Origin of the sequence: Tenacibaculum sp. MEBiC06402, from assembly GCF_049239625.1 — a bacterium.
Classification (GTDB): domain Bacteria; phylum Bacteroidota; class Bacteroidia; order Flavobacteriales; family Flavobacteriaceae; genus Polaribacter.
The window spans coordinates 26641-48441 of sequence record NZ_JBMKKT010000100.1 but is presented as its reverse complement, the minus strand read 5'-3'; the positions used below and the strand labels follow the sequence as shown (position 1 = coordinate 48441).

General features: G+C 33.1%; 16 protein-coding genes and 2 tRNA genes. 5 read left to right on the top strand and 13 right to left on the bottom strand.

From position 1 onward, the window contains the following. Positions 1 to 18: 18 nt before the first annotated feature. Positions 19 to 3183 (bottom strand): TAT-variant-translocated molybdopterin oxidoreductase, encoded by a 3165-nt coding sequence (locus tag ACOSP6_RS12725; RefSeq protein WP_422094286.1) that lies wholly within the window; start codon positions 3181 to 3183, stop codon positions 19 to 21. Between the two features lie 32 nt (positions 3184 to 3215). After that, a complete protein-coding gene (locus ACOSP6_RS12720; protein ID WP_422094285.1) occupies positions 3216 to 4514 on the bottom strand; it encodes a cytochrome c3 family protein in 1299 nt (432 codons plus the stop codon). Positions 4515 to 4728: 214 nt separating this feature from the next. Between ACOSP6_RS12720 and ACOSP6_RS12715 the strand changes: the two genes are divergently transcribed. Both ACOSP6_RS12715 and ACOSP6_RS12710 read left to right on the top strand, forming a co-directional pair. Next, positions 4729 to 5094 (top strand): SPOR domain-containing protein, encoded by a 366-nt coding sequence (locus ACOSP6_RS12715; RefSeq protein WP_422094284.1) that lies wholly within the window; start codon positions 4729 to 4731, stop codon positions 5092 to 5094. Between the two features lie 124 nt (positions 5095 to 5218). Next, the gene (locus tag ACOSP6_RS12710) at positions 5219 to 5611 is read left to right on the top strand and encodes a hypothetical protein (RefSeq protein ID WP_422094283.1); all 393 of its coding nucleotides are present in this window, start codon (positions 5219 to 5221) and stop codon (positions 5609 to 5611) included. 36 nt (positions 5612 to 5647) lie between these two features. Here the strand turns inward: ACOSP6_RS12710 and infB are convergent, their stop codons facing one another. The 3 genes from infB to rimP form a co-directional block, all read right to left on the bottom strand. Then, positions 5648 to 8449: a translation initiation factor IF-2 gene (gene infB, locus ACOSP6_RS12705; RefSeq protein WP_422094282.1), complete on the bottom strand. Its 2802-nt coding sequence runs from the start codon at positions 8447 to 8449 to the stop codon at positions 5648 to 5650. 90 nt (positions 8450 to 8539) lie between these two features. Beyond that, complete coding sequence (gene nusA, locus ACOSP6_RS12700; protein ID WP_422094281.1) at positions 8540 to 9796, bottom strand: transcription termination factor NusA; 1257 nt, start codon at positions 9794 to 9796, stop codon at positions 8540 to 8542. A gap of 10 nt (positions 9797 to 9806) precedes the next feature. Next, on the bottom strand, positions 9807 to 10268 hold the full coding sequence (gene rimP, locus ACOSP6_RS12695) for a ribosome assembly cofactor RimP (RefSeq protein ID WP_422094280.1): 462 nt from the start codon (positions 10266 to 10268) through the stop codon (positions 9807 to 9809). Between the two features lie 221 nt (positions 10269 to 10489). Here rimP and ACOSP6_RS12690 point away from each other — a divergent pair, with 221 nt between their 5' ends. Then, a complete protein-coding gene (locus ACOSP6_RS12690) occupies positions 10490 to 11083 on the top strand; it encodes an N-acetylmuramoyl-L-alanine amidase (protein ID WP_422094279.1) in 594 nt (197 codons plus the stop codon). A 328-nt stretch (positions 11084 to 11411) separates the two neighbouring features. Further along, the gene (locus ACOSP6_RS12685) at positions 11412 to 12086 is read left to right on the top strand and encodes a hypothetical protein (RefSeq protein WP_422094278.1); all 675 of its coding nucleotides are present in this window, start codon (positions 11412 to 11414) and stop codon (positions 12084 to 12086) included. Positions 12087 to 12302: 216 nt separating this feature from the next. Here ACOSP6_RS12685 and ACOSP6_RS12680 read toward each other — a convergent pair whose 3' ends face one another. From ACOSP6_RS12680 to ACOSP6_RS12660, 5 genes are all read right to left on the bottom strand, one after another. Then, positions 12303 to 13586 carry an alginate export family protein gene (locus tag ACOSP6_RS12680; RefSeq protein ID WP_422094277.1) on the bottom strand — a complete coding sequence of 428 codons (1284 nt, stop codon included), beginning with the start codon at positions 13584 to 13586 and terminating at the stop codon, positions 12303 to 12305. 42 nt (positions 13587 to 13628) lie between these two features. Next, positions 13629 to 14483 (bottom strand): type IV pili methyl-accepting chemotaxis transducer N-terminal domain-containing protein, encoded by an 855-nt coding sequence (locus ACOSP6_RS12675; RefSeq protein WP_422094276.1) that lies wholly within the window; start codon positions 14481 to 14483, stop codon positions 13629 to 13631. 43 nt (positions 14484 to 14526) lie between these two features. Continuing rightward, the gene (locus ACOSP6_RS12670; RefSeq protein ID WP_422094275.1) at positions 14527 to 14886 is read right to left on the bottom strand and encodes a DUF3887 domain-containing protein; all 360 of its coding nucleotides are present in this window, start codon (positions 14884 to 14886) and stop codon (positions 14527 to 14529) included. Positions 14887 to 15091: 205 nt separating this feature from the next. Continuing rightward, a tRNA-Gln gene (locus tag ACOSP6_RS12665) sits at positions 15092 to 15162 on the bottom strand. Between the two features lie 275 nt (positions 15163 to 15437). Beyond that, positions 15438 to 15508: transfer RNA gene (locus tag ACOSP6_RS12660), tRNA-Gln, on the bottom strand. Between the two features lie 200 nt (positions 15509 to 15708). Here ACOSP6_RS12660 and ACOSP6_RS12655 point away from each other — a divergent pair. After that, on the top strand, positions 15709 to 18843 hold the full coding sequence (locus ACOSP6_RS12655) for a protein O-mannosyl-transferase family (protein WP_422094274.1): 3135 nt from the start codon (positions 15709 to 15711) through the stop codon (positions 18841 to 18843). A gap of 49 nt (positions 18844 to 18892) precedes the next feature. Here ACOSP6_RS12655 and ACOSP6_RS12650 read toward each other — a convergent pair whose 3' ends face one another. The 3 genes from ACOSP6_RS12650 to ACOSP6_RS12640 form a co-directional block, all read right to left on the bottom strand. Continuing rightward, the gene (locus tag ACOSP6_RS12650; protein WP_100923649.1) at positions 18893 to 19186 is read right to left on the bottom strand and encodes a thioredoxin family protein; all 294 of its coding nucleotides are present in this window, start codon (positions 19184 to 19186) and stop codon (positions 18893 to 18895) included. A gap of 87 nt (positions 19187 to 19273) precedes the next feature. Next, on the bottom strand, positions 19274 to 20497 hold the full coding sequence (locus ACOSP6_RS12645) for a metallophosphoesterase (protein ID WP_422094273.1): 1224 nt from the start codon (positions 20495 to 20497) through the stop codon (positions 19274 to 19276). Positions 20498 to 20628: 131 nt separating this feature from the next. After that, entirely contained in the window at positions 20629 to 21762 is a 1134-nt protein-coding gene (locus ACOSP6_RS12640) for a serine hydrolase domain-containing protein (protein WP_422094272.1), read from the bottom strand. Positions 21763 to 21801 lie beyond the last annotated feature (39 nt).

Here is a 21801-nt window from a genome sequence, read left to right as displayed (position 1 = left end):
TATATTCTTATAATTTAATTAAGCTTCGTTTGTATTTCTTACTTTCACTTGATACACTACGTTTGGTTTTGTACCAATGTAATCTAACACGTGGAAAGCTCTTTTATCTTCTTTTAACTTGGCAACAGTATCTTTCTCGTTATTAACGTCTCCGAATACCATAGCTCCAGTCGAACATGCTTGTGAACATGCAGTTTGGAATTCATCCGCTTTAACTGCTCTACCTTCTTTCTTAGCTTTTAAGATAGTAGCTTGCGTCATTTGGATACACATAGAACATTTTTCCATTACTCCACGAGAACGAACAACTACGTCTGGGTTTAATACCATCTTACCGTATTCGTTATTCATGTTGAAATCGAATTCTTTGTTATCCGCATAGTTAAACCAGTTGAAACGACGTACACGATATGGACAGTTGTTTGCACAATAACGAGTACCTACACAACGGTTATAAGCCATTTGGTTTTGACCTTGACGACCGTGAGAAGTTGCAGCAACTGGACAAACTGTTTCACATGGCGCGTGATTACAGTGTTGACACATCATTGGTTGGAAAGTAACCTCTGGGTTTTCTGCAGGGTTCTCTAAAGCATCAAATAAGTCTCCTTTACTTAATTCTAATACTTTCTCAGTATATCTTCTTTCTAAATCTTTGTTAGGAATATTTGGATTCTGAGCCTTAAACTCATCCATAGTCATAGCTACACCTTCCGCATATTGCTTATCTTCTACTGTTGAAGAGTAGTAACGATCAATACGTAACCAGTGCATATCTCTACCTACACGTACTTCATCTTTACCTACAACTGGAACATTGTTTTCAGCATGACACGCTACAACACAAGCTCCACAACCAGTACAAGAAGTTAAGTCAATAGATAAGTTAAAATGGTGACCTAAACTTCTATCGTGATCATCCCATAAATCTACTTTCTTATCCGTAGCTTCAGTCTCTTGGTGATCATAAGATACCATGAAAGGTTGATTCCAAGTATGCTTCGGATTTAAAGATTTATCATTTACTTCTTTTAAAGTAGCTTCTCTTAAAATATCATGACGACCAGCTAATGTGCTCTGAACCTGAATACAAGCGAATTTATGTGTTCCGCTTACTTTCTCAACAGAAACATTATACTGAACGTTTTTGTTATCTACGTATAAAGGATATGCATTTACTCCTACTTGCATTTCCTTTTTAAGTCCTTGTGTCCTACCATAACCTAAAGCTAAACCTAAAGAACCTTTAGCTTGTCCAGGTTGAACAATTACAGGAACGATTACTTCCACTCCATTCACAGTAACTTTAGCATAATCACCATCGATTGCTCCGTTATCTTTAACTGGGTTTGTAAATCCTAACTCCTTAGCATCTGCCATAGACATTGTTAAGTAGTTATCCCATGAAGCACGAGTAATTGGATCTGGTAATTCTTGTAACCAAGGGTTATTTGCTTGCTTACCATCTCCTAATGCTGTAGAAGTATATAATGTTAACTCAAATTGAGTTGATTTTACTTTTGATAATTCGTTAGCTGCAGTATTTACACCTAACGCTCCTGAAATAGCATCTTCATTTGAAGACTCCTCAGAAGTTTCAGTTGATGCAGCTACAGGAGTTCCTGTAAAGAAACCATCGTGTAATGCTTGACTCCAAGAAGCACCGTTTAACACATTAGTACTCCAGAATTCTTTTAATGTATCGTAATAGTTTTTAGTTGTTCCTGACCACTTTAATAACACATCTTGAAACTGACGAGTATTAAATAATGGTGCAATCGTAGGTTGTACTAAACTATACTTTCCAGCAGTTGCCATTACATCTCCCCAGCTCTCTAAATTATGTGGAGCTGGTAACGTTATTTTAGCAGCATTTGCTGTTGCGTCGTCTTGAGTTGAAATAGCTACCGATAAATCTAAATTCTTAATAGACTCACCGAATCCAGCTAAAGAATATACCGGATTTACGTTGTACGTTACTAAACCTTTAGCTTTACCAGACTTAACATCCGCAATTAATTCAGCAACTTTAGCATCGCTTCCTTGACGTGTTAAGTTTACCGCTTTAGTATCAATAACTTCACTATTTAATGCTTTATTGATAGCTAAGGCCACCATTTGAGCATTCTTGTCATTAATTCCAGTTACTACAACACCTTTACTACCCGCTTTCTTTAAATCGTTAGCTAACTTAGTAACTTGAGCGTCAATTGGAGTACTCTCTGTAGTAATATTCTGACCAGTAATCGCATTAAACAACTTAATTAATGCATTTACTTGTAATGAAGGTTTTGCAACAATACGTTTATCAGCATTTGCTCCTGATAAAGACATGTTACTTTCAATCTGAACATGGTAAGACATTTTACCAGTTTCAGGTCTTCGTCCTTCTGCGTATGACTTTTCGTAACCACCTTGCCAATCTCCTAAGAAATCTGCACCGATAGAAGCAATTACTTCCGCCTTACTAAAATCGTAATTAGGTAATGCACGAGTTCCATACATCGCCTCAAAAGCATCTGCAGTTCCACTTTCAGAAACCGCATCGTATGTAACATGCTTTACATTTGGATATTTAACTAAGAAATCTGCAACTACTTTTTCAGTAGAAGGACTAGCTAGAGTTCCAGTCATTAAGTATACTAAAGCATTAGCGTTCTTAAGGCTTTCTAATTTAGCAATGATTTCTTTATCTGCGTCCGCCCAAGTAATTTGAGCATCTCCTTTTCTTGGTTCTTTTACACGTAAGTCGCTATCGTATAATGACAACACAGAAGCTTGCGTACGAGCATTAGTTACTCCACCCGCCTCTTTGTTTGGCATTACTTGAATTGGACGACCTTCTCTAGTTTTTACTAAAACATTTGCAAAATCAAATCCGTCTGCAATTGTAGTTGCATACCAATCTGCTATACCTACCACTATATCGTTAGGTTGAACTACATAAGGGATCGATTTTCTAACAGGTCCTTCACATGCTGCTAATGAAGCCGCCGCTGTTGAAAAACCTACATACTTTAAGAAATCTCTACGTGAAGTAGATGAACCTTCAAGAGTTTCTTTATCTCCTAAAAACTCGTCTGTAGGTATTTCCTGTACAAACTCTTGACTACGTAGCGTTTCAACAACAGAACTATCGTTTAGTTCTTCAACACTTTGCCAGTATTTTTTGTTTGAAGCCATTTATATAACGTGTTTTTCTACTTTCTTAATTATTAATAGTGGCACTTACCACATTCTTTACCACCTAACTGAGCAATTGTCACCTGCTCTACTCCATACTTCTTAGCTAAGTCTGCATGAATCTTAGCATAGTACTCGTTCCCTTTCAAGTCAACATTTGTTTCCTTGTGACAATCAATACACCAACCCATAGTTAATGGAGAATATTGATACAATTCTTCCATTTCTTCAACTGGACCATGACATTTTTGACATTTTACTCCAGCAACGGTTACGTGTTGAGAGTGATTGAAGTATGCGAAATCTGGTAAATTATGAATTCTAACCCATTCAATAGGTTTAGTATTTCCTGTGTACTCTAACTTATCTTTATCCCAACCTACGTGCTCGTAGATTTTTGCGATTTCTTTGTCTAATTCAGATTTCCCAACTACACGTCCACCTTCTTCTAAAACAACTTGAGTTCCCTCAGCTACTTCAGAGATGTTTTTGTGACAGTTCATACAAACGTTTAAAGATGGAATACCCGAATGTTTAGAATGCTTAGCTGCTGAGTGACAATATTGACACTCAATCTTATTATCTCCTGCGTGAATTTTGTGTGAAAATAAAATTGGTTGTACTGGTTGATAACCTTGGTCTACACCAACTTTAAACAATGTCCCGAATAAAACATACGCTGTAATTAATGCACCGAAGATTACGAATAGCACATGTAAAAAAGTGTTTTTCTTAATACCTTCCCATAACTCTGCAGTTTGACCTAATAACCCTGGAGTTTTAGGAGCACCTTTTAACTCACTAACTGTTTTTAATAAGTTCCCAATGATTAAGAAAGCAACTACGATTGCGGCAGCTAAAATCCAGATTAACCATTTTGGAGCATCTCCACCAGCAGTTGTTGACTGCGTTTGATTAGTGGGGTCAATAACTGGAGCTGGATCACCGACAGTGGTATAGTACAAAATATCATCGATATTCTGATCTGTAAATTGAGGGAAAGCTGTCATGTTTGATTGATCCCACTCTTCATACAAAGCAATTGCATCAGCATCACCTGAAGCTCTTAACTCAGCGTTATTACGAATCCACTTTTTAAGCCACTCGTTTTCTCTTCTTTCTTCCACTCCCCCTAATGCTGGACCAGTAAAAGGTTTATCTAACTTGTGGCAAGACGCGCAGTTAGCGTTGAATAATTTCCTACCTGCTTTTTGACGTTCTACATCAACATCTTGGGCATTTACCGAAAAACTTATTAGAAATACGAATAAAAAAGTAAGACTACTAAGAAGGATTCGACTAAGTTTACTGTGATGATTCACACTTTTCATACTGTAAAAATATAATTTTTGTATCTAATCTGTATGTTGTTTTTACAATTGGATATCTTTTAAACCATTTGTATAAACTCGGACAAAATTACTACTTCTCTATAAAATAGGAAATGTTAAGAGAATCCTAATTTGTAATTTATATTAATTCTAAATAACAAGTCTTAGCAATCTATTAACTCACAAGTCGTTACTTTTGTAGAAAACATAGAATATGAATAAAAGTTGTATAAATTTAGTTTTTTTGGCTTTGTTTTTTATGGGCGTTTCAAACGTAACTTCCCAGTCTAAATATACAGATAATCAAAGCATTAATTCTTTATTAAAAAAGAAAAGAAATTACAATAAGAAAAATAAAACAATCTATAAAATTCAGTTGTATAACGGAACAGAAAGAAGAGCTCGCAACATCAAACAAAATTTCATGATGAAGTTTCCTGGGGTTCCGAAATTAGAATATGAAGCTCCTGAATGGAAAGTACAAGTTGGAGGTTACACAACAAAACTTGAAGCTGATAGGGCTTTAAATAAAATCAAAGAAAAATTTTCAGGTGCTATTGTAATTCCTTATTCAAAATAGTTATTGATAGTATTCTTCAAATATTAATTAAACTCTTTCAAATTTTTTGAGAGAGTTTTTTTCGTTTAAAAACTAATCCTATATTTGATAATAAGGAGTTTTAACAATTTCTAAAAGATTCCTTATGACATACAAACGGATTACCTCTCTTGTTATTTATTTCTTTTTTGTAGTTGGTATTGAAGCTGTTTTAGGCGTTGTAATATCTGAGTACAAATCAGGAAATGTTTGTCCTAAACTATCAGGAATCCCTATATGTTATGTTATCCTTGGACTCTTTATTACTGCTTTAATATCCCACATAACGAACAAATGGAAATTCCTTTACTTCACATTACTAGGAATTATCTTTTTGATAACTCTGGTTGCTTCTGTACTTCATTTAACAGGGAATTTTATATGCCCTCAAACCGTTTTAAAAAGGATTCCAAAATGTTATTACGCTTTAGGTTTAGTTAGCGGATTATTGTTGCTAAAATTTCTTCAATTTAAGGAAATAAAAAAAGACCTTGTATAAACAAGGCCTTTTGTATTATTAACTAAAATATGTTTTTTATTTAAGTTTCTTTTTAACAGCAACTTCAATATAAACTTCAATCACGTCATTTTCTTTGATATCATTGTAGTTCTTGATTTGTAAACCACAATCGTATCCTTTTGTAACTTCTTTTACATCGTCTTTAAAACGCTTTAACGAAGCTAACTCACCATCGTGAACAACGATTCCATCTCTAATAATTCTAACATTTGCATCTCTAGTAATCTTACCACTCATTACCATACAACCTGCAATATTTCCAATCTTAGAAATCTTATAAACCTCTCTGATTTCAACATTACCAATAACCTCTTCTTTCATCTCAGGAGATAACATTCCCTCCATTGCATCCTTAAGGTCATTAATAGCGTCGTAAATAATAGAATATGTTCTGATATCTACTTCTTCTCTATCAGCGATACTTCTCGCATTAGACTGAGGACGCACATTAAATCCGATAATAATTGCATCTGAAGCAGACGCTAATAAAACATCAGATTCTGTAATCGCTCCAACTCCTTTATGAAGTATGTTTACTTGAATTTCTTCAGTAGACAATTTCTGGAAAGAATCGGTTAATGCTTCCACAGAACCATCCACGTCTCCTTTTAAGATTAAGTTTAACTCTTTAAAGTCTCCAAGAGCAATACGACGACCAATTTCGTCTAATGTTAATGTCTTTTGAGTTCTTACAGACTGCTCACGTTGTAACTGAGAACGTTTCGCAGCAATTTGCTTCGCTTCACGCTCATCATCAAATACATTGAATTTATCTCCAGCTTGAGGAGCTCCATCTAACCCTAATATTGAAACAGGAGTTGATGGACCAGCTTCTTTTACTTTCTTACCACGTTCATCGAACATAGCTCTTACTTTACCACTATGCTTACCTGCTAATAAGTAATCACCAATTCTTAACGTTCCTGCTTGAACTAAAATTGTAGATACATAACCTCTACCTTTATCTAATTGTGCCTCTACAACTGTTCCGACAGCATTCTTCTCTGGATTAGCTTTTAACTCTAATACTTCTGCTTCAAGTAAAACTTTCTCTAATAACTCATCAACACCTTGTCCTGTTTTAGCAGAAATCTCTTGAGATTGTATACTACCTCCCCAATCTTCTACTAAAAGATTCATTGCCGAAAGTTGCGTTTTAATATTGTCTGGATTAGCGTTAGGCTTATCTACTTTATTAATGGCAAATACAATTGGTACATCAGCAGCTTGAGCGTGCGATATTGCCTCTTTTGTTTGTGGCATTACATCGTCATCAGCAGCAATTACAATAATCACCAAATCCGTAACCTGAGCACCACGAGCACGCATTGCAGTAAAGGCCTCGTGACCTGGTGTATCTAAGAATGCGATTTTTTGACCTCCTTCTAAAGTAACACTATAGGCACCAATATGCTGTGTAATTCCACCACTTTCTCCGGCAATTACATTTGCCTTACGAACATAATCAAGTAAAGATGTTTTACCGTGATCAACGTGACCCATAACCGTAATAATCGGAGCACGAGGAGATAAATCTTCTGGCTTATCTTCAACCTCTTCAATCGACTCTTCCACTTCAGCACCTACAAACTCAACTTTATAATTAAATTCCTCTGCAACTATTTGAAGTGTTTCAGCATCTAAACGTTGGTTCATAGTTACCATCATTCCTAACATCATACATGCTGAAATGATATCTGTTACAGGTTTATCCATCATCGTCGCTACCTCACTTACCGTAACAAACTCTGTAACCTTTAATACATTTTCTTGAGCAGCTTGCATTTCTGCTTCTGCCTGCTGTCTATGCTGATCTCTCTTCTCTCTTCTATATTTAGCTCCTTTACCCTTACTAGATTTACCTTGAAGTTTTTCAAGTGTTTCTCTAACTTGTTTTTGGATTTCAGCTTCTGTTAATTCTTCTTTTTTAACCTCTGGTCTTCTACCTCTTCTATTACCCTGGTTTCCTCTTCTGTTTCCTTGATTTCTGTTTCCTTGAGATTGACCTCCTCTATTTCCTTGTTGACCTTGATTACCTGTTCCAGGTTTAGTTATTCTCTTACGCTTCTTCTTATCAGCTGCGTCATTGCCTCCTTTATTAGCATCTGGCTTCTTTTTCTTTGGCCTTTCAAATTGCTTTAAATCAATTTTTTGACCGGTCATTTTAGGACCATCAAGCTTTTGATACTTTGTTTTAATTTTTTCAGCATTCTCAGGAGTAACTTCCTTTTTAGGCTCTGCCTCTTTCTTAGCCTCTGGCTTATTTTGTTTAGGCTTAGGAGTAAGAACTACTTTCTTTTCTTCCTTATTAACAACCTTTGGCGCCACTTTAGGTTGTTCTTGCTTTTTAGGTTCTTGAACCTCTTTTTTAACCTCTGGTTTCTTCTCTTCTACCTTTGGTTTTTCAACCTCCTTCACGTCTTCCTTAGGTTCTTCTTTTACTTCAGGAGTTTTACCAGCATTAATATCTATTTTACCTACAGTTTTTAACTTAGGTTTTTCAGCCTTAGCCTTAAGAACTTCTTGCTTCTTAGCTTCTTCTTCAACACGTTTAGCCTCTTGTTCAGCCTCGATTCTTTTGCGTATTTCTTCTTTCTCCTTACGCTTTTCTTCGCTTACTTCTTTAGACGCTACACGCTTAGACTTATCCGTTTGGAAACCGTCTAACAACACTTGGTATTCAGTATCAGAAATCTTTGTAGTTGGACGCGCCTCGATTTCGTGACCATTCTTTGCCAAATGTTCCACCGCTCTATCTAAAGAGATATTTAATTCTCTTAAAACTCTGTTTAGTCTTAATTTTTTAGCTTCAGCCATAAATAGTTTAATCCTTTTTATTTCATAAGCAAGTATTCAATTTACTTACTCATATTTTCGGTTATAAAGGTACCGAAAAACCTTATGTTATTAATCTTCGAATTCTTCTCTCAAAATTCTTTGAACATCAATAATAGTTTCTTCTTCTAAATCGGTTCTTTTTACTAACTCAGACACGTCTTTATCTAAAACACTTTTAGCCGTATCTAAACCAATTTTTCTAAACTCTTCTATTACCCATGCTTCTATTTCATCAGAGAATTCTGTTAATTCTACATCCTCCTCTTCTATACCTTCACGCTGTACATCAATATCGTACCCGGTTAATTGACTCGCCAGACGAATATTCACACCAGACCTACCAATTGCTTTAGAAACTTCCTCTGGTTTTAAAAGTACATTTACTCTACCTTTTTTACCATCTTTTTCCTCATCAAACTTCTCGATAGTTACAGAAGTTACTTTAGCAGGGCTTAACGCTCTTGCAATATACAACTGTTCGTTCTTAGTATAATTAATTACGTCAATATTTTCGTTTCCTAATTCACGAACGATTCCGTGAATACGAGATCCTTTAACTCCAACACAAGCTCCTACTGGATCAATTCTATCGTCATAAGAATCAACAGCAATCTTTGCTTTATCTCCAGGAATTCTTGCTACTCCTTCAATAGTAATTAAACCATCAAAAACTTCAGGAATTTCTTGTTCAAATAATTTCACTAAGAATGCAGGTGCTGTTCTAGATAAAATTATAGAAGGCTTATTTCCTCTTAATTCTACCTTTTTAATAACACCTCTTACCGAATCACCTTTTCTAAAGAAATCAGAACGTATTTGTTCTGTTTTTGGCAATACTATTTCATTTCCTTCATCATCAAGTAAAATAACAGCGTTGTGACGAATATGATGAACTTCAGCGCTATAAATCTCACCTTCTAAATCTTTGAATTGCTTAAATACATTCGTACTATCGTGCTCATGTATTTTTGAAATTAAGTTTTGACGTAACGCTAAAATAGCTCTTCTTCCTAAATCAATTAACTTAACTTCTTCTGATACATCTTCTCCAATTTCAAAATCAGGCTCAATTTTTCTTGCTTCTGATAATTCGATTTCCTCATTGTCATCTTCTGACATTCCATCAGCAACAACAACACGATTCCTCCAAATCTCTAAATCTCCTTTATCTGGATTGATAATAATATCAAAATTATCATCTGACCCGTACTTTCTTTTTAATGCAGAACGAAATACTTCTTCCAAGATAGACATTAACATTACTCTATCTATACTCTTATTGTCTTTAAAATCTGAAAACGACTCAATTAATGCAATATTTTCCATTTCTGTTCTATTAAAATATAATCTTCACTTTTGCTTCTTTTATACTATCAAACGGTATTTCTTCTTGTTTTTCTACCGTATGTTTTCCCTTACCAACTGGTTTCGGCTCTCTTGATTTCCAAGTTAGCACTATATTCTCCTCATTAATTTCAATCAACTTACCTTCAAACTCGGCATCGTTTGTTTTTACTTTTAATATTCTATTCAAATTCTTATTATACTGACGTCTTACCTTTAGAGAATCCGATATGTCTGGAGTTGTAACCTCTAGAGAAAAATCCTCTTCTTCTCTATCTAAGTTATGTTCAATATTTCTACTAATCCTAACACATTCACTAAGCGGTACGCCTGAATCTCCGTCAACTACTACTTTAATCTTACTGTTTGCAAGAAACTGTAAATCAATAAGAAACAATGAAGGATTTTCATCCAATGCTTCTTGTAACAATCCTTTTACTTTATCTTGATTCATTTTAGGTATAAAAAGAGGGGACTTTCGTCCCCTGCATACATCTTATTTGAGAAATTCGGTGCAAATATAACAACAAATTATGTATTAAACAAGTCTAAATCGCTTAGGAAAATGATATTCAAGTCAATAAAAACAGGAAAACAACGCTATTTAAATATGATTTATCCCTTTTATCCATTTTATTAAAGTTGTATTTTTAGTTTTCAACCAAATTATATAACATGATTGTACTACTCGATAATGGACATGGTGGCCTCATAAACGGAGAATATCAGACCAATGGAAAAAGAAAAGACTGGGGTGATGATGGAATTATTTACGAAGGCGAATTTAACAGAGCCATTGTAAATGGAATTATTGAAGAATTAACTAAACTAAATATTAGCTATGTGAATATCGCTCCCGAATACAGAGATGTAACACTAGAAACTAGAGTTAAGAGAGCCAATAAATACCCAAAAAATAATTGCTTTTATTTGAGTATTCATTCGAATGCTGGAGGTGGTCATGGAAGTGAAATTTTCACCTCTCCGGGTAACACAAAAAGTGATCAGATAGCCACTATTCTCGGAAATGAGTTTATCAGAGAGTTTCCTGACAGGAAGTTACGAACAGATTTTAGCGATGGTGACCTCGATAAAGAACAACATTTTTACGTGTTTACAAAAACTAAAATGCCTGCTATACTTACTGAAAGCTTTTTTATGGATAATTTCGAAGAATTCAACAACATACTAAACACTAAAGAAGGAAGACAACGAATAATAAATTACCATGTGGAAGCAATTATCAAAACGAAAAATGAACTTTTCTGAAAATTAAACTTATTTCACCTTATTACTTAAAAAAAGCAAACAACCTAGATATCAACACTTAAAAGAATTAGTTTATTGTTTTTTTGTTATATTTGTTAAAACAAAGTTAAGGTTTAATACAATCTTTGTTTTCAATTGGCTCTATTTTGTTCTTATCATAGATTAAACAATCAAGAAACCAATTAAAACTCCTCCCGCCATCTACAAGAACTAATGAAACTAGATAGTTTTTAACCCCAACCCCCAATTGGATATTTTAATGTCAACAAGACATATGTGTTATTAAAACTATAGAATGTAAATGTAAGTTTAAAGTAAATGATTTTCCATGAAAGTATTCAGATTAGCTATAATTTTTATAGCCATTTTATCAATCAACACCATTAACGCACAAAACACTAGTAAATCTATACAAGAATTAGAAACTGAGATAAAAAACGATCTCGATAAATTAATGAGCGGATTTGAAAAACTTCAAAGCGCTACGGACAAATTAAACGCCAGCAAAGAAAAGGATGAAATTTCAGCAGAAGAAATAGAAAAACAACAAAACGAAATCTTAAATCTTGAAAACAAGTTAATAGTTTTAGATAGAAATATAGCTTCAAAGAAAGAATCTTTAGAAGAAGCAAGAAAAACAGCGACCCTAAACAAAGAAACTCTAATCGCTGAAACTAAAGCAACACCTAAGAAAATCGAGACACCTAAAAAAACTATAACTACCGTTACGAAAATTGAATCCACAGACAAACTTCGAAGCCATAAAAAAAGAAAAAAGGAAGTTATTATTTTAAAAAATAAAATTAAACTAAACTCAAGAATCATTACGATAAGTAAAGAAGAATTAAAAAAGAAGAAAGAAGAAATGAAGAGTCTTGATTTCAATAAATCAGTTTCTGAAATATCAAAACTCTCTTCTGAGATTAAAAAAGCAGAAAACTGGCTAGTAAAAATTGAAGCAGAAAACAAAGAGTTAAAAGCTAAACTTAGTCGAATCAATTAAAGCAATTTGCGCGAAAAAACCACATAACAGTGAGCTTTTACAGCTCGCTGTTTTTTTTATGATCTAAACTAACCTAAACAAGAGGTGAACTTTAGAAAATTAAGAACCCTCCATCAAAACAAAAAATCATGAGTTCACATAAAAAAGGAGGGAAAAACCCTCCTTTTATAAACTCACATAACAATAAATACAATACTTAAAACTTCAATAAAAATATTATATCTCTTTATTTTTCCAATTAAACAACTCAGGTTTTACTACTAGCATTACCCAACCCCAATTTTGCATTCCCTGAGGATTTGCAACACCTTTTAAAACCTCCATTGTATCTGAAGCGAACATTTGAGAATAGCCGACCTTTAAAGTCGCAAAAGACATCACTTTATGCGTGTAAACCAAATCCAACTCCGTACCTAAGTAATTATCTCCGTTAATATCTTTATTCGACATGAAATAATGGATTTTAGTAAGTAAACTTGATTTGTCTCCTGTTTTAAAAACAACTTTACCATAAAGATCATTCAGACCAACCGAATTAGCATGATTGCCAACATAGAAATAATCCATATAACCATTAAATTTATGATTGGTACCAAAAATCGGAAAGAACGAATTGATCTCTCCATCGGAAGTTCCATTTTCATCTCCACTTAAAAGCTCCGCTCCCAATCCAAATAAAGTTTTATTAGGCTTATAAGAAAATTCCAACAATGCATTATATGCCGATAAATCAACACCTTCAAAGAACTCTCCCGTTTGCATATAAAAATTACCTGTAATATTAAATGAGCCCGAAGGTTTTGAAACCAAGTGAACACCAAAAGTTTGTCTATTCACAACACCTTCTTCTGGCGTTTGACCTGCTAAATTTTGATATGAGTTATTTGAAAACAAAAAGCTTCCCGAGAAAGAATCCCACTTTTTGTGAGCCCATAAAAACAACATTGCCTTGTAATCAAAAACCGCTCTCGCGTCACCAGCATTATTTGGATCAAACAATGTACCTTGGCGACTAACACCATTTTGATTAAACGCAAGACCGATATCTAACTTAAAACCATCCTTTTGATAATTAAACAATGCGGCATCATGAAATCGTCCTTGCATTGCCCAATCTAAACCACCAAAAACCCTTTGATCATCGTAAGACAACACCTGCCTTCCTATTTTCAATGCCCAACTATCGTTAAAGTTGAATTTCACCCATGCTTGTGCAAGAGAAAAACTATTATTACCATCGGATGCTGCAATTTGAGGATGATCTCCCCAAACACTAACATCTTGAACACTGAAATAGGCTATAAAATTCTCAATCTTATAATCAATATTTAACCTTGACCTTTGCTGAACAAACAATCCAGCATCAGTTCCTTCAGGAATGAGATTACCAAAACCATTTGAATATTCCAAACGAGGCCTAAAATCTAAACCTATTTTAAATTCTTGCGCCATCAATGACTCTGACAAGAACAAAACAAATATTAAAATCCATTTTTTCATAATAACGAGTAATAAATCATTAAATACTTATTAATAGAAAGTTTACAGTTTAACTTTCTCATATAAAATGGTAACCTTATTAAACGCTCTCGTTAAATCGTTACTTAAATTATACATTTCCCTTGCATTAAAACCTCCTTTAAAAAGTTTATCCTCATTATTTTTTACTTGTTCCCATTTCGTCATTGCTGCACCTAACGCTTGATCAATTCTAGCATTATTAAAATTAGATATTAACAAATCCGTAATAGCATCATCTAAACTTGTAAAAACACCTCTTAATCTCGCTTCATTATTCTTATCCTTAAGATTTCCACTATTAGCAAAATAATAGAGAGCTAACCTTTGACTAAGCATTCGCTGTTTTCCAGCTTTGTTTATGGTTTGTTTTAGTTCTGTATCTTCTTCAGACAAGCCATCATCGGAAGATAAATTATTTGATGCCGCATTTTTTGATTCTAAAATAATTGCCTCAACAACAGCATTAACATCTTTCAAAAGAATAGAGTTAGTATCTATAATTTCTTTTGCTTTTTTTATATTAGGCGATCCTTCCATTAAGGCATTAAACTTCTCCCATCCTTTATTAACTTTATTTATAAGATTCTTTGTTAATGTAGATTTCGAATTAGCCGTCAAAATCTTATTCTGTTTTTCAAAAATAATTTTCGTAGTCAACAAATCACGCTTTGCCTTTGCATCTGAGGGATTACTAAGCAAATACAAATATGTTTTCGCCATTTTCTGAGTTAACATTCTTTGTTTTCCGGAAATATTAACCGCTTTATTATAAGTTAATGCCCCGAATTTTGATTGAGCCTTAATTTCTCTTGGCTGTATAAATAACACTACAATAATAAATGTAGTAGTTACTTTGAATAATGTAATTTTATTCATAACTGTTAAATTAAATTAGTATAAATGATAGTTGTTTGAAATTTTAATACTCCTCGATACTGAAGACTGAAAGTTTGCCTTCTGAAGTAAGTTTTAGCACAATTAACATGGAAGCATTTTCGAAGTCCGTTAAATAACGATTGCTCGAATCTTCTTCTAAAATTAATTCGGAATCACCCATTGCTCCTTTATCGGCATGAGTATCTTTAAAAAGTTGAGAAAGCTTTTCTTTCGAGAGGCTAGACTTCAGATCAGAAGAAAACAAATTATAGACCTGATCTACATTTTTAGCATTAAATGCATCTTTAAGTGTATTCAACACAGAACTGTAGTCTTCCTTTGTTTGAGAATAACAAAAATGAACAAAGAACAACAGTGCAATTGAAAGAATAATTTTTTTCATATGACTAGGGATTAAAAATTAAAAAATTATTTTTTCGGGGGGATGCTGCTCAACAAAGATACTTATTTTTTAGATAATATTTATTTCTTATGTTAATTTTTTGACTTCTGCATCTATTTTAAGTTAAAAATATATAGTTAAAATAATTTGAAAATAAAAATTGATGATATAAAAAAAGCTTCTAACAGAAATGTTAGAAGCTTTGTTGGCCCACTAGGACTCGAACCTAGAATAACGGCACCAAAAACCGGTGTGTTACCATTACACCATGGGCCAAAATTGTAGCTACAAATATAAAACAAAGTTACTTATTACAAAAAACAAAATTTATTTTTAAACTAAAATTTCTGCTAAGGATCCATTCTGTTCTCCACCTACCTTTACCCCTCATATAACTTTTACTAAAAGTTAAATTTGTCTTTACCTGTTTTTGTTTAATATTTTTTCTAAAAAAACACAACTTATTGGCAATTTAACGAACAAATTGCTAATACTTAACACTTAGATAGCCGCACAAAAAAAGCTTCAGAAATTAAACTGAAGCTTTAAAGTTGGCCTACAAGGACTCGAACCTTGAATATCGGTACCAAAAACCGGTGTGTTACCATTACACCATAGGCCAATTGCAAATGCGGATGCAAATTTATAACTTTTTTACAAATACCAAAATATTTTTTACATTTTTATTTTTTAACAATAATTTAGTCTCCCTATTAGTTCATAAAAACAGATAACTATTAGTTTTGTCTACAACCTTAAAACACATTGCTTTAAATTTAAGAATAAAATATAGTACATTCGCATTGATTTTTTAACTCTATTATGAAAGATTTTAACTACAACAAATGGAACATTATTTTAGGATGGGTTTCATTTGGTATTGCTTTGATAACTTACACCTTAACCTTAGAGCCAACTGTTAGTTCTTGGGATTGTGGAGAATATATTTCTACCGCTGTAAATCTTGAAGTTGGACACCCACCAGGAGCTCCTTTATTTCAAATGCTCGGCGCATTCTTTGCTATGTTTACTAGCGACCCTAGTAACCTCGCTCTAATGGTAAACTTTATGTCTGGTCTAGCAAGTGCATTTACAATTCTTTTTATGTTTTGGACCGTAACCAACCTAGCGAAAAAAGTAGTAAGTAAGAATGGTGTTTTTTCTACAGGAGAGAAAATTGCTGTATTAGGAAGTGGATTGGTAGGTTCCTTAGCCTATACTTTTTCCGATAGCTTTTGGTTTAGCGCTGTGGAAGGAGAAGTTTACGCAATGTCTTCTTTTTTAATGGCAATTTTATTTTGGCTTGGACTTAAATGGGAAAGCGAAATGAACACTCCAAGAGGTCATAGATGGTTATTGCTTATCAGTTTTGTGGTTGGATTATCTTTCGGTGTTCATATTTTATCCCTTTTGGTAATTCCATCGATTGTTTTGATTTATTTCTTCAAAAACTACAAAGAAATTACAATTAAAACCACCGCAATAGCAACGTTAATTTCAATTTTTGTTTTAGCCTTTGTTTTTAAATTCTTATTCCCATTTACTCTAAAATTCTTTAGTGTTTCTGAATTATTTTTCATCAATACAATTGGCTTACCTTACAATTCGGGAACTATTATTGCAGGCATCATATTAATCGCATTATTTTATTTTGGGTTAAAACGTACTAGAGAGAAAAAGTTAGTTCTAGCAAATACAGTAATTCTGTCTCTATTGTTTATAATGATAGGGTTTTCAACATGGTTGATGCTTCCTATTAGAGCAAATGCCGATACTATTATCAACGAAAACAATCCGTCAAGTGCGAGAGAATTATTAGCTTATTATAACAGAGAACAATACGGAGATGCGAACGTTTTTTACGATAAATACTATTCTTTTGCGTATAAGAAAGAGCAAGAAAAAGTCAAAGATGAATATGGAAACATCGTAAATGTTTATAGAGATGACAAACCAAAATATGAAAAGATTAATGGGAAATATGAAATTGTAAATCAATATAAAAACGTATTACCTGAATGGTCTAGTAAACACAAAGGTTTTATACCTAGAATGGTTGATCCAGGTTCCGAGCAATATTATAAACAAATTGCTGGAATACCTCAAAGAAGTACTAGGCGTCCAACATTTTTTGAGAATATTAAATTTATGATTAACTTCCAGTTTGGCTATATGTATGGGCGTTATTTTATGTGGAATTTTGTTGGTAGACAAAATGATATACAAGGACATTTAGACAATAACGGTAATTGGTTAAGTGGAATAAAATTTATAGATGAAGTTCGACTAGGCTCACAGGAAAAATTACCGGATAACATTAAGAATAATAAAGGAAGAAACACATATTTCTTTTTACCTCTAATTCTTGGAATTATAGGTCTGCTTTATCATGTTAAAGAAGACAAGAACAACTGGTATAACTTAGCTATATTTTTTGCTTTTACCGGTTTTGCTATCATTTTTTACACCAATCCTAAACCTTTTGAGCCAAGAGAACGAGATTACGCCGTGGTAGGATCATTCTATGTTTTTGCTATTTGGATAGGCTTCGGCGTACTAGCACTTTATAATAGTTTAAAAACTATTATGGATAAAAAAATGGTAGCGCTTGGAATTTCTATTATTTCCTTACTTGCTGTTCCTGTCTTAATGGGATTCCAAAACTGGGATGATCACGACAGAGGTGATAGATACCTAGCGCAATTAAATGCTCAGACGTATTTAGAAAGCTGCGACCCTAACGCCATCTTATTTACGATTGGCGATAATGACACATTCCCTCTATGGTACATGCAACAAATTGAAGGTGTGCGTAGAGATATTAAAATCGTTAATACAAGTTTATTTGCTACTGATTGGTACATCGATCAGATGAAGAAAAAAACTTATAACGCAGATCCTATTCCTTCTACATTAAAACATCATCAGTATAAATATGGAACTCTAGATGTAGCATATCATATGCCACATCCACAGTTAAAAGATTCTGTAATTTCATTGAGTACTTTTATGAAGTGGATTGGAAGTAGTAACGACGCTACTTATTATGAAACTGAAAATGGATTAAAAGAAAAGATATTCCCAACAAATAAGATTCGAATTCCAGTTAACAAAGAAAACGCTCTGAAATATGGAATTGTTGAAGCAAAAGATGCCGACAAAATGGTAGATTATATCGACATTGAAATCGACGATGTAATTACAAAAAATAGAGTTTTAATGTTGGATATTCTTAATAATTTTGATTGGAAGCGTCCACTATACTTTACAGGCGGAGCAAATGCTGCAGAAGAATATATTTGGTTAAAAGATTATTTACAATTAGATGGAATGTCTTTTAAATTGGTTCCTATAAAAACTCCTATCGCGAATAAATCGATGTTCGATATGGGACGCATAGACCCTGAAAAGATGTATAATAACATTAAAAAGTGGGAATGGAAAACAATTAATAACGGGGAAATATATCTTGATGAACAAGCAAAAAGAAACGCTATTTCTCTTAGAAATAATTTAATGAGGCTATCTGAAGAGTTTTTAATTAAAGGGGATACAGCCACTGCAAAAGAAGTACTAGATTTATCTTTACACAAGATGCCTATTCCAGATTTTGATCACTACAGTATTTCATTAGGATATCCTGAATTGTATTATAAAATCGGGGATAAAGACAAAGCAAGACAAACTGCTGAAACTCTTATTAACTTGTTTCAACAAGAATTAGAGCACTTTAGTACTTATGATGATATCAACGAAATTTTTGATGATTTAGATACTAATCTTTATATGTATAGAAACATATTGAGTCAAATCAATAGATTTGATAAGGATAAAAAGTATATTGAGAGTCTTGAAAATGACTTTTTCGAAAAAGTAAAATTGTTTAAGGGCTTATTCCAAACTCCAGAGGAAGAAACCGATATTCCTCAACAAATACTTGACTCTATAAAACCGTAAATAAAAAGGCTACCATTTGGTAGCCTTTTTTAAATTATAATTATAAATTTTAAACGTATTGTTGTACTAAACCTATTAAGGTATTCGCGTCTTGTTCTCCTGTTTTCCTCCACATCATTTCTCCTTTCTTATAAATCATAAAGGTAGGATTACCTTTTACTCGTAAAGCGTCTGCTAAAATTTCATTTTTCTTGATATCTATCTTAATAACTTTAGCTTTATCGCCTAAGGCTGCAGCTACATCTCTTAATGTTTCTACACTGTTTTCAGCATCATCCCAATCAAAGTAAAAATCGATTAATACGGGGATATCGATGTTGATGATTTCGCCAAACTTTGTCATTTTTTTAATAATTTGTTTAAAAAACACGCCTAAAATTACTATTTTTTTATTAAGCATCAACGATTTACCTGAGAAAAAACGCTAAAATCATGCTTTTTTCAACTCTATAACAGTAATTTCTGGCCAAATTCCAACTCTACCGGGAAAAGCGTGGTATCCAAATCCTCGATTTACATTAATATATCTTCCAAATTCTTCATATAATCCCGCCCATTGTTTATATACATATTGAGAAGGACTCCATCTAAAAAAACCTGGTATTTCAATTCCGAATTGCAATCCATGTGTATGACCACTCAAAGTTAAATGATAATTAAAATCATCCTCTTTAACTTTTAAATCCCAATGTGTAGGATCATGAGTCATTAGTATTTTAAAATCTTCTTGATTAATCCCTGTGGATGCTTTCTTTAAATCACCTGACTTTTTAAAACCTCTTCCCCAGTTTTCAACCCCTACTAATGCTATTTTTTGCCCATCTTTCTCAAGGTAGCGATTTTCATTCAATAATAAATCGAAACCAATTTTGGGATGAAGTTCTTTTATAGCTTCAAAGTTAGCTTTCTTATCTTCTTCTGAATTCCATTGAGAATAATCACCATAATCATGATTCCCTAAAATAGAGTACTTTCCACTTGGCGCATCCAACTTACTGAACATTTCTAACCATGGATCCATTTCCTTCGCGAAATTATTGACGATATCTCCTGTAAATAAAATAACATCTGACTGCTGTTCATTAATTAAATCCACACCATATTGAATCTTTTCTTTATTGTCAAAACTTCCCGAATGGATATCTGTAATTTGAGTGATTGTAAATCCGTCAAAAGCCTCTGGTAAGTCTTTAAAAGCCAATTGGTACTTTAAAACTTTGTAGTTAAACTTTCCCTTGAAAATACCATACAACATACTCGCAAATGGAATTGCAGCGATACCTAATGCCAACTGAGATATAAATTTCCTTCTGCCAGCAACGGATTTTGTAGTTTCAGAAGAGAAATATGATATTGTCTTTTGAAAATACCTTACAACATCTTCACCGAACATCACAACCAAAATAAACAACTTTGGTAATAAGGCTAAAATCATAAATGCAGCAGCCCACTGGAACTGTCTTGTTTGACCAGAAGTTCGATCCGAGGAAAAAATAACATAGAAAAAGTTAACATAAGCCAACACTCCGAAAGCCAGCCAGACCAATTTAATTATTTTATTTTTTGTAAGTGTTTTAATTGCTTGAAACGCATACAACTCCAAAACTATGATGAGAGTTGAAATAATGATAACAGGGATTACCCAACGAGGCATATTTTTAATTTTAATTGAACCGAACAAAGATACGGCTATCCATCAATATTTTTTACATGATTAAAGATGAGAATATTATAAAAAAATGTTAATGAACTCTTCATTTTACATTCATTCTTTTCGGTATTCTTCTACTTCAAAACTTTCACTAATTGATTTACAATACCATCAACATTCATACTTGCTGAATTATCTAAAACTACAATAGCATTCTTTAATTTTATATTCCTTAAAAAACTAGTTCTAGCTCCTAACCAAGAACCATTGTGTGCATGTGCATTTTCATTAAAAATAGACCATCCAAAACCATACTTTACTTCAGTTCCATTATTTAACCTTGTCACTTTAAAGGCTTCTTGCATTGTTGACTCAGATAGCAGATTATTATCGTACCAAAACTGATTCCATTTTACGAAATCATCAATGCTACAAAATACTCCTCCATCTCCTGCAATTCCATCTAAAACACCTGGCCTCAACTCTTCTGTTTCTCCTAAAACGTTTTCAAATGACCAGGTTTTGTTAGGAAAAGTAGAGTCGGCAGACACTAAGTTCCATACTCTCGTATTTTTCATTTCTAATTTATCAAACAATTCGGCTTGCATAAATTCTTCGAAAGATTTTCCCGAAATACTTTCAATGATTGCAGCTAACAAAACATATCCTGTATTATTATATGAATAAACCTCATTAGGTTCTTTTACTAAAGGCAAGTTTTCTTTTGCCAATAACTCCACCATTTTAGTAATGGTTAAAGCATCACCAATTTCCTTTTCATATTTATTGGGAAACCCCATATAAGCATCCGGAATTCCTGAGGTATGATTTAATAGATTTCTAACAGTTACATTTTTATAAGGAAGAGATGGTAAAAACTTTGTGATAGAATCATCAAAATTTAATTTACCTTGTTCTTTTAATATCATGATTCCGACACCTGTAAACTGTTTGGAAACTGATGCTAAACGAAAAGAAGATTTGGTACTTAATTTTTCTTTTCTCGTGTAATCGGTAAATCCATATGTCTTTTTTAAAAGAACGCTATCATTTTTAATCAACAAAACCGCACCATTAAACTTATTATCCTTTTGAAGATTTGACAACCATTTATCTACTTTCTCTAATTTTTCTGTTGGAGTATCCTTACTATTAATTTCCAACTCATCAATATTCGCCATTTTATTAAATGCCCAAACACTAATAGCTCCAAACACAAGAATAGCAAGTACAACTCCCGCGATTAAAATTTTCCATATAAGTTTCATCAGTATAGTTTTATAAGCTTTATTATCTGTCGTAATTTA

Excerpts from the sequence above, each read along its gene's own strand:
- ACOSP6_RS12725 (WP_422094286.1), bottom strand. The coding sequence starts at position 3,183 with ATGGCTTCAAACAAAAAATACTGGCAAAGTGTTGAAGAACTAAACGAT.
- ACOSP6_RS12720 (WP_422094285.1), bottom strand. The coding sequence starts at position 4,514 with ATGAAAAGTGTGAATCATCACAGTAAACTTAGTCGAATCCTTCTTAGT.
- ACOSP6_RS12715 (WP_422094284.1), top strand. The coding sequence starts at position 4,729 with ATGAATAAAAGTTGTATAAATTTAGTTTTTTTGGCTTTGTTTTTTATG.
- ACOSP6_RS12710 (WP_422094283.1), top strand. The coding sequence starts at position 5,219 with ATGACATACAAACGGATTACCTCTCTTGTTATTTATTTCTTTTTTGTA.
- infB (WP_422094282.1), bottom strand. The coding sequence starts at position 8,449 with ATGGCTGAAGCTAAAAAATTAAGACTAAACAGAGTTTTAAGAGAATTA.
- nusA (WP_422094281.1), bottom strand. The coding sequence starts at position 9,796 with ATGGAAAATATTGCATTAATTGAGTCGTTTTCAGATTTTAAAGACAAT.
- rimP (WP_422094280.1), bottom strand. The coding sequence starts at position 10,268 with ATGAATCAAGATAAAGTAAAAGGATTGTTACAAGAAGCATTGGATGAA.
- ACOSP6_RS12690 (WP_422094279.1), top strand. The coding sequence starts at position 10,490 with ATGATTGTACTACTCGATAATGGACATGGTGGCCTCATAAACGGAGAA.
- ACOSP6_RS12685 (WP_422094278.1), top strand. The coding sequence starts at position 11,412 with ATGAAAGTATTCAGATTAGCTATAATTTTTATAGCCATTTTATCAATC.
- ACOSP6_RS12680 (WP_422094277.1), bottom strand. The coding sequence starts at position 13,586 with ATGAAAAAATGGATTTTAATATTTGTTTTGTTCTTGTCAGAGTCATTG.
- ACOSP6_RS12675 (WP_422094276.1), bottom strand. The coding sequence starts at position 14,483 with ATGAATAAAATTACATTATTCAAAGTAACTACTACATTTATTATTGTA.
- ACOSP6_RS12670 (WP_422094275.1), bottom strand. The coding sequence starts at position 14,886 with ATGAAAAAAATTATTCTTTCAATTGCACTGTTGTTCTTTGTTCATTTT.
- ACOSP6_RS12655 (WP_422094274.1), top strand. The coding sequence starts at position 15,709 with ATGAAAGATTTTAACTACAACAAATGGAACATTATTTTAGGATGGGTT.
- ACOSP6_RS12650 (WP_100923649.1), bottom strand. The coding sequence starts at position 19,186 with ATGACAAAGTTTGGCGAAATCATCAACATCGATATCCCCGTATTAATC.
- ACOSP6_RS12645 (WP_422094273.1), bottom strand. The coding sequence starts at position 20,497 with ATGCCTCGTTGGGTAATCCCTGTTATCATTATTTCAACTCTCATCATA.
- ACOSP6_RS12640 (WP_422094272.1), bottom strand. The coding sequence starts at position 21,762 with ATGAAACTTATATGGAAAATTTTAATCGCGGGAGTTGTACTTGCTATT.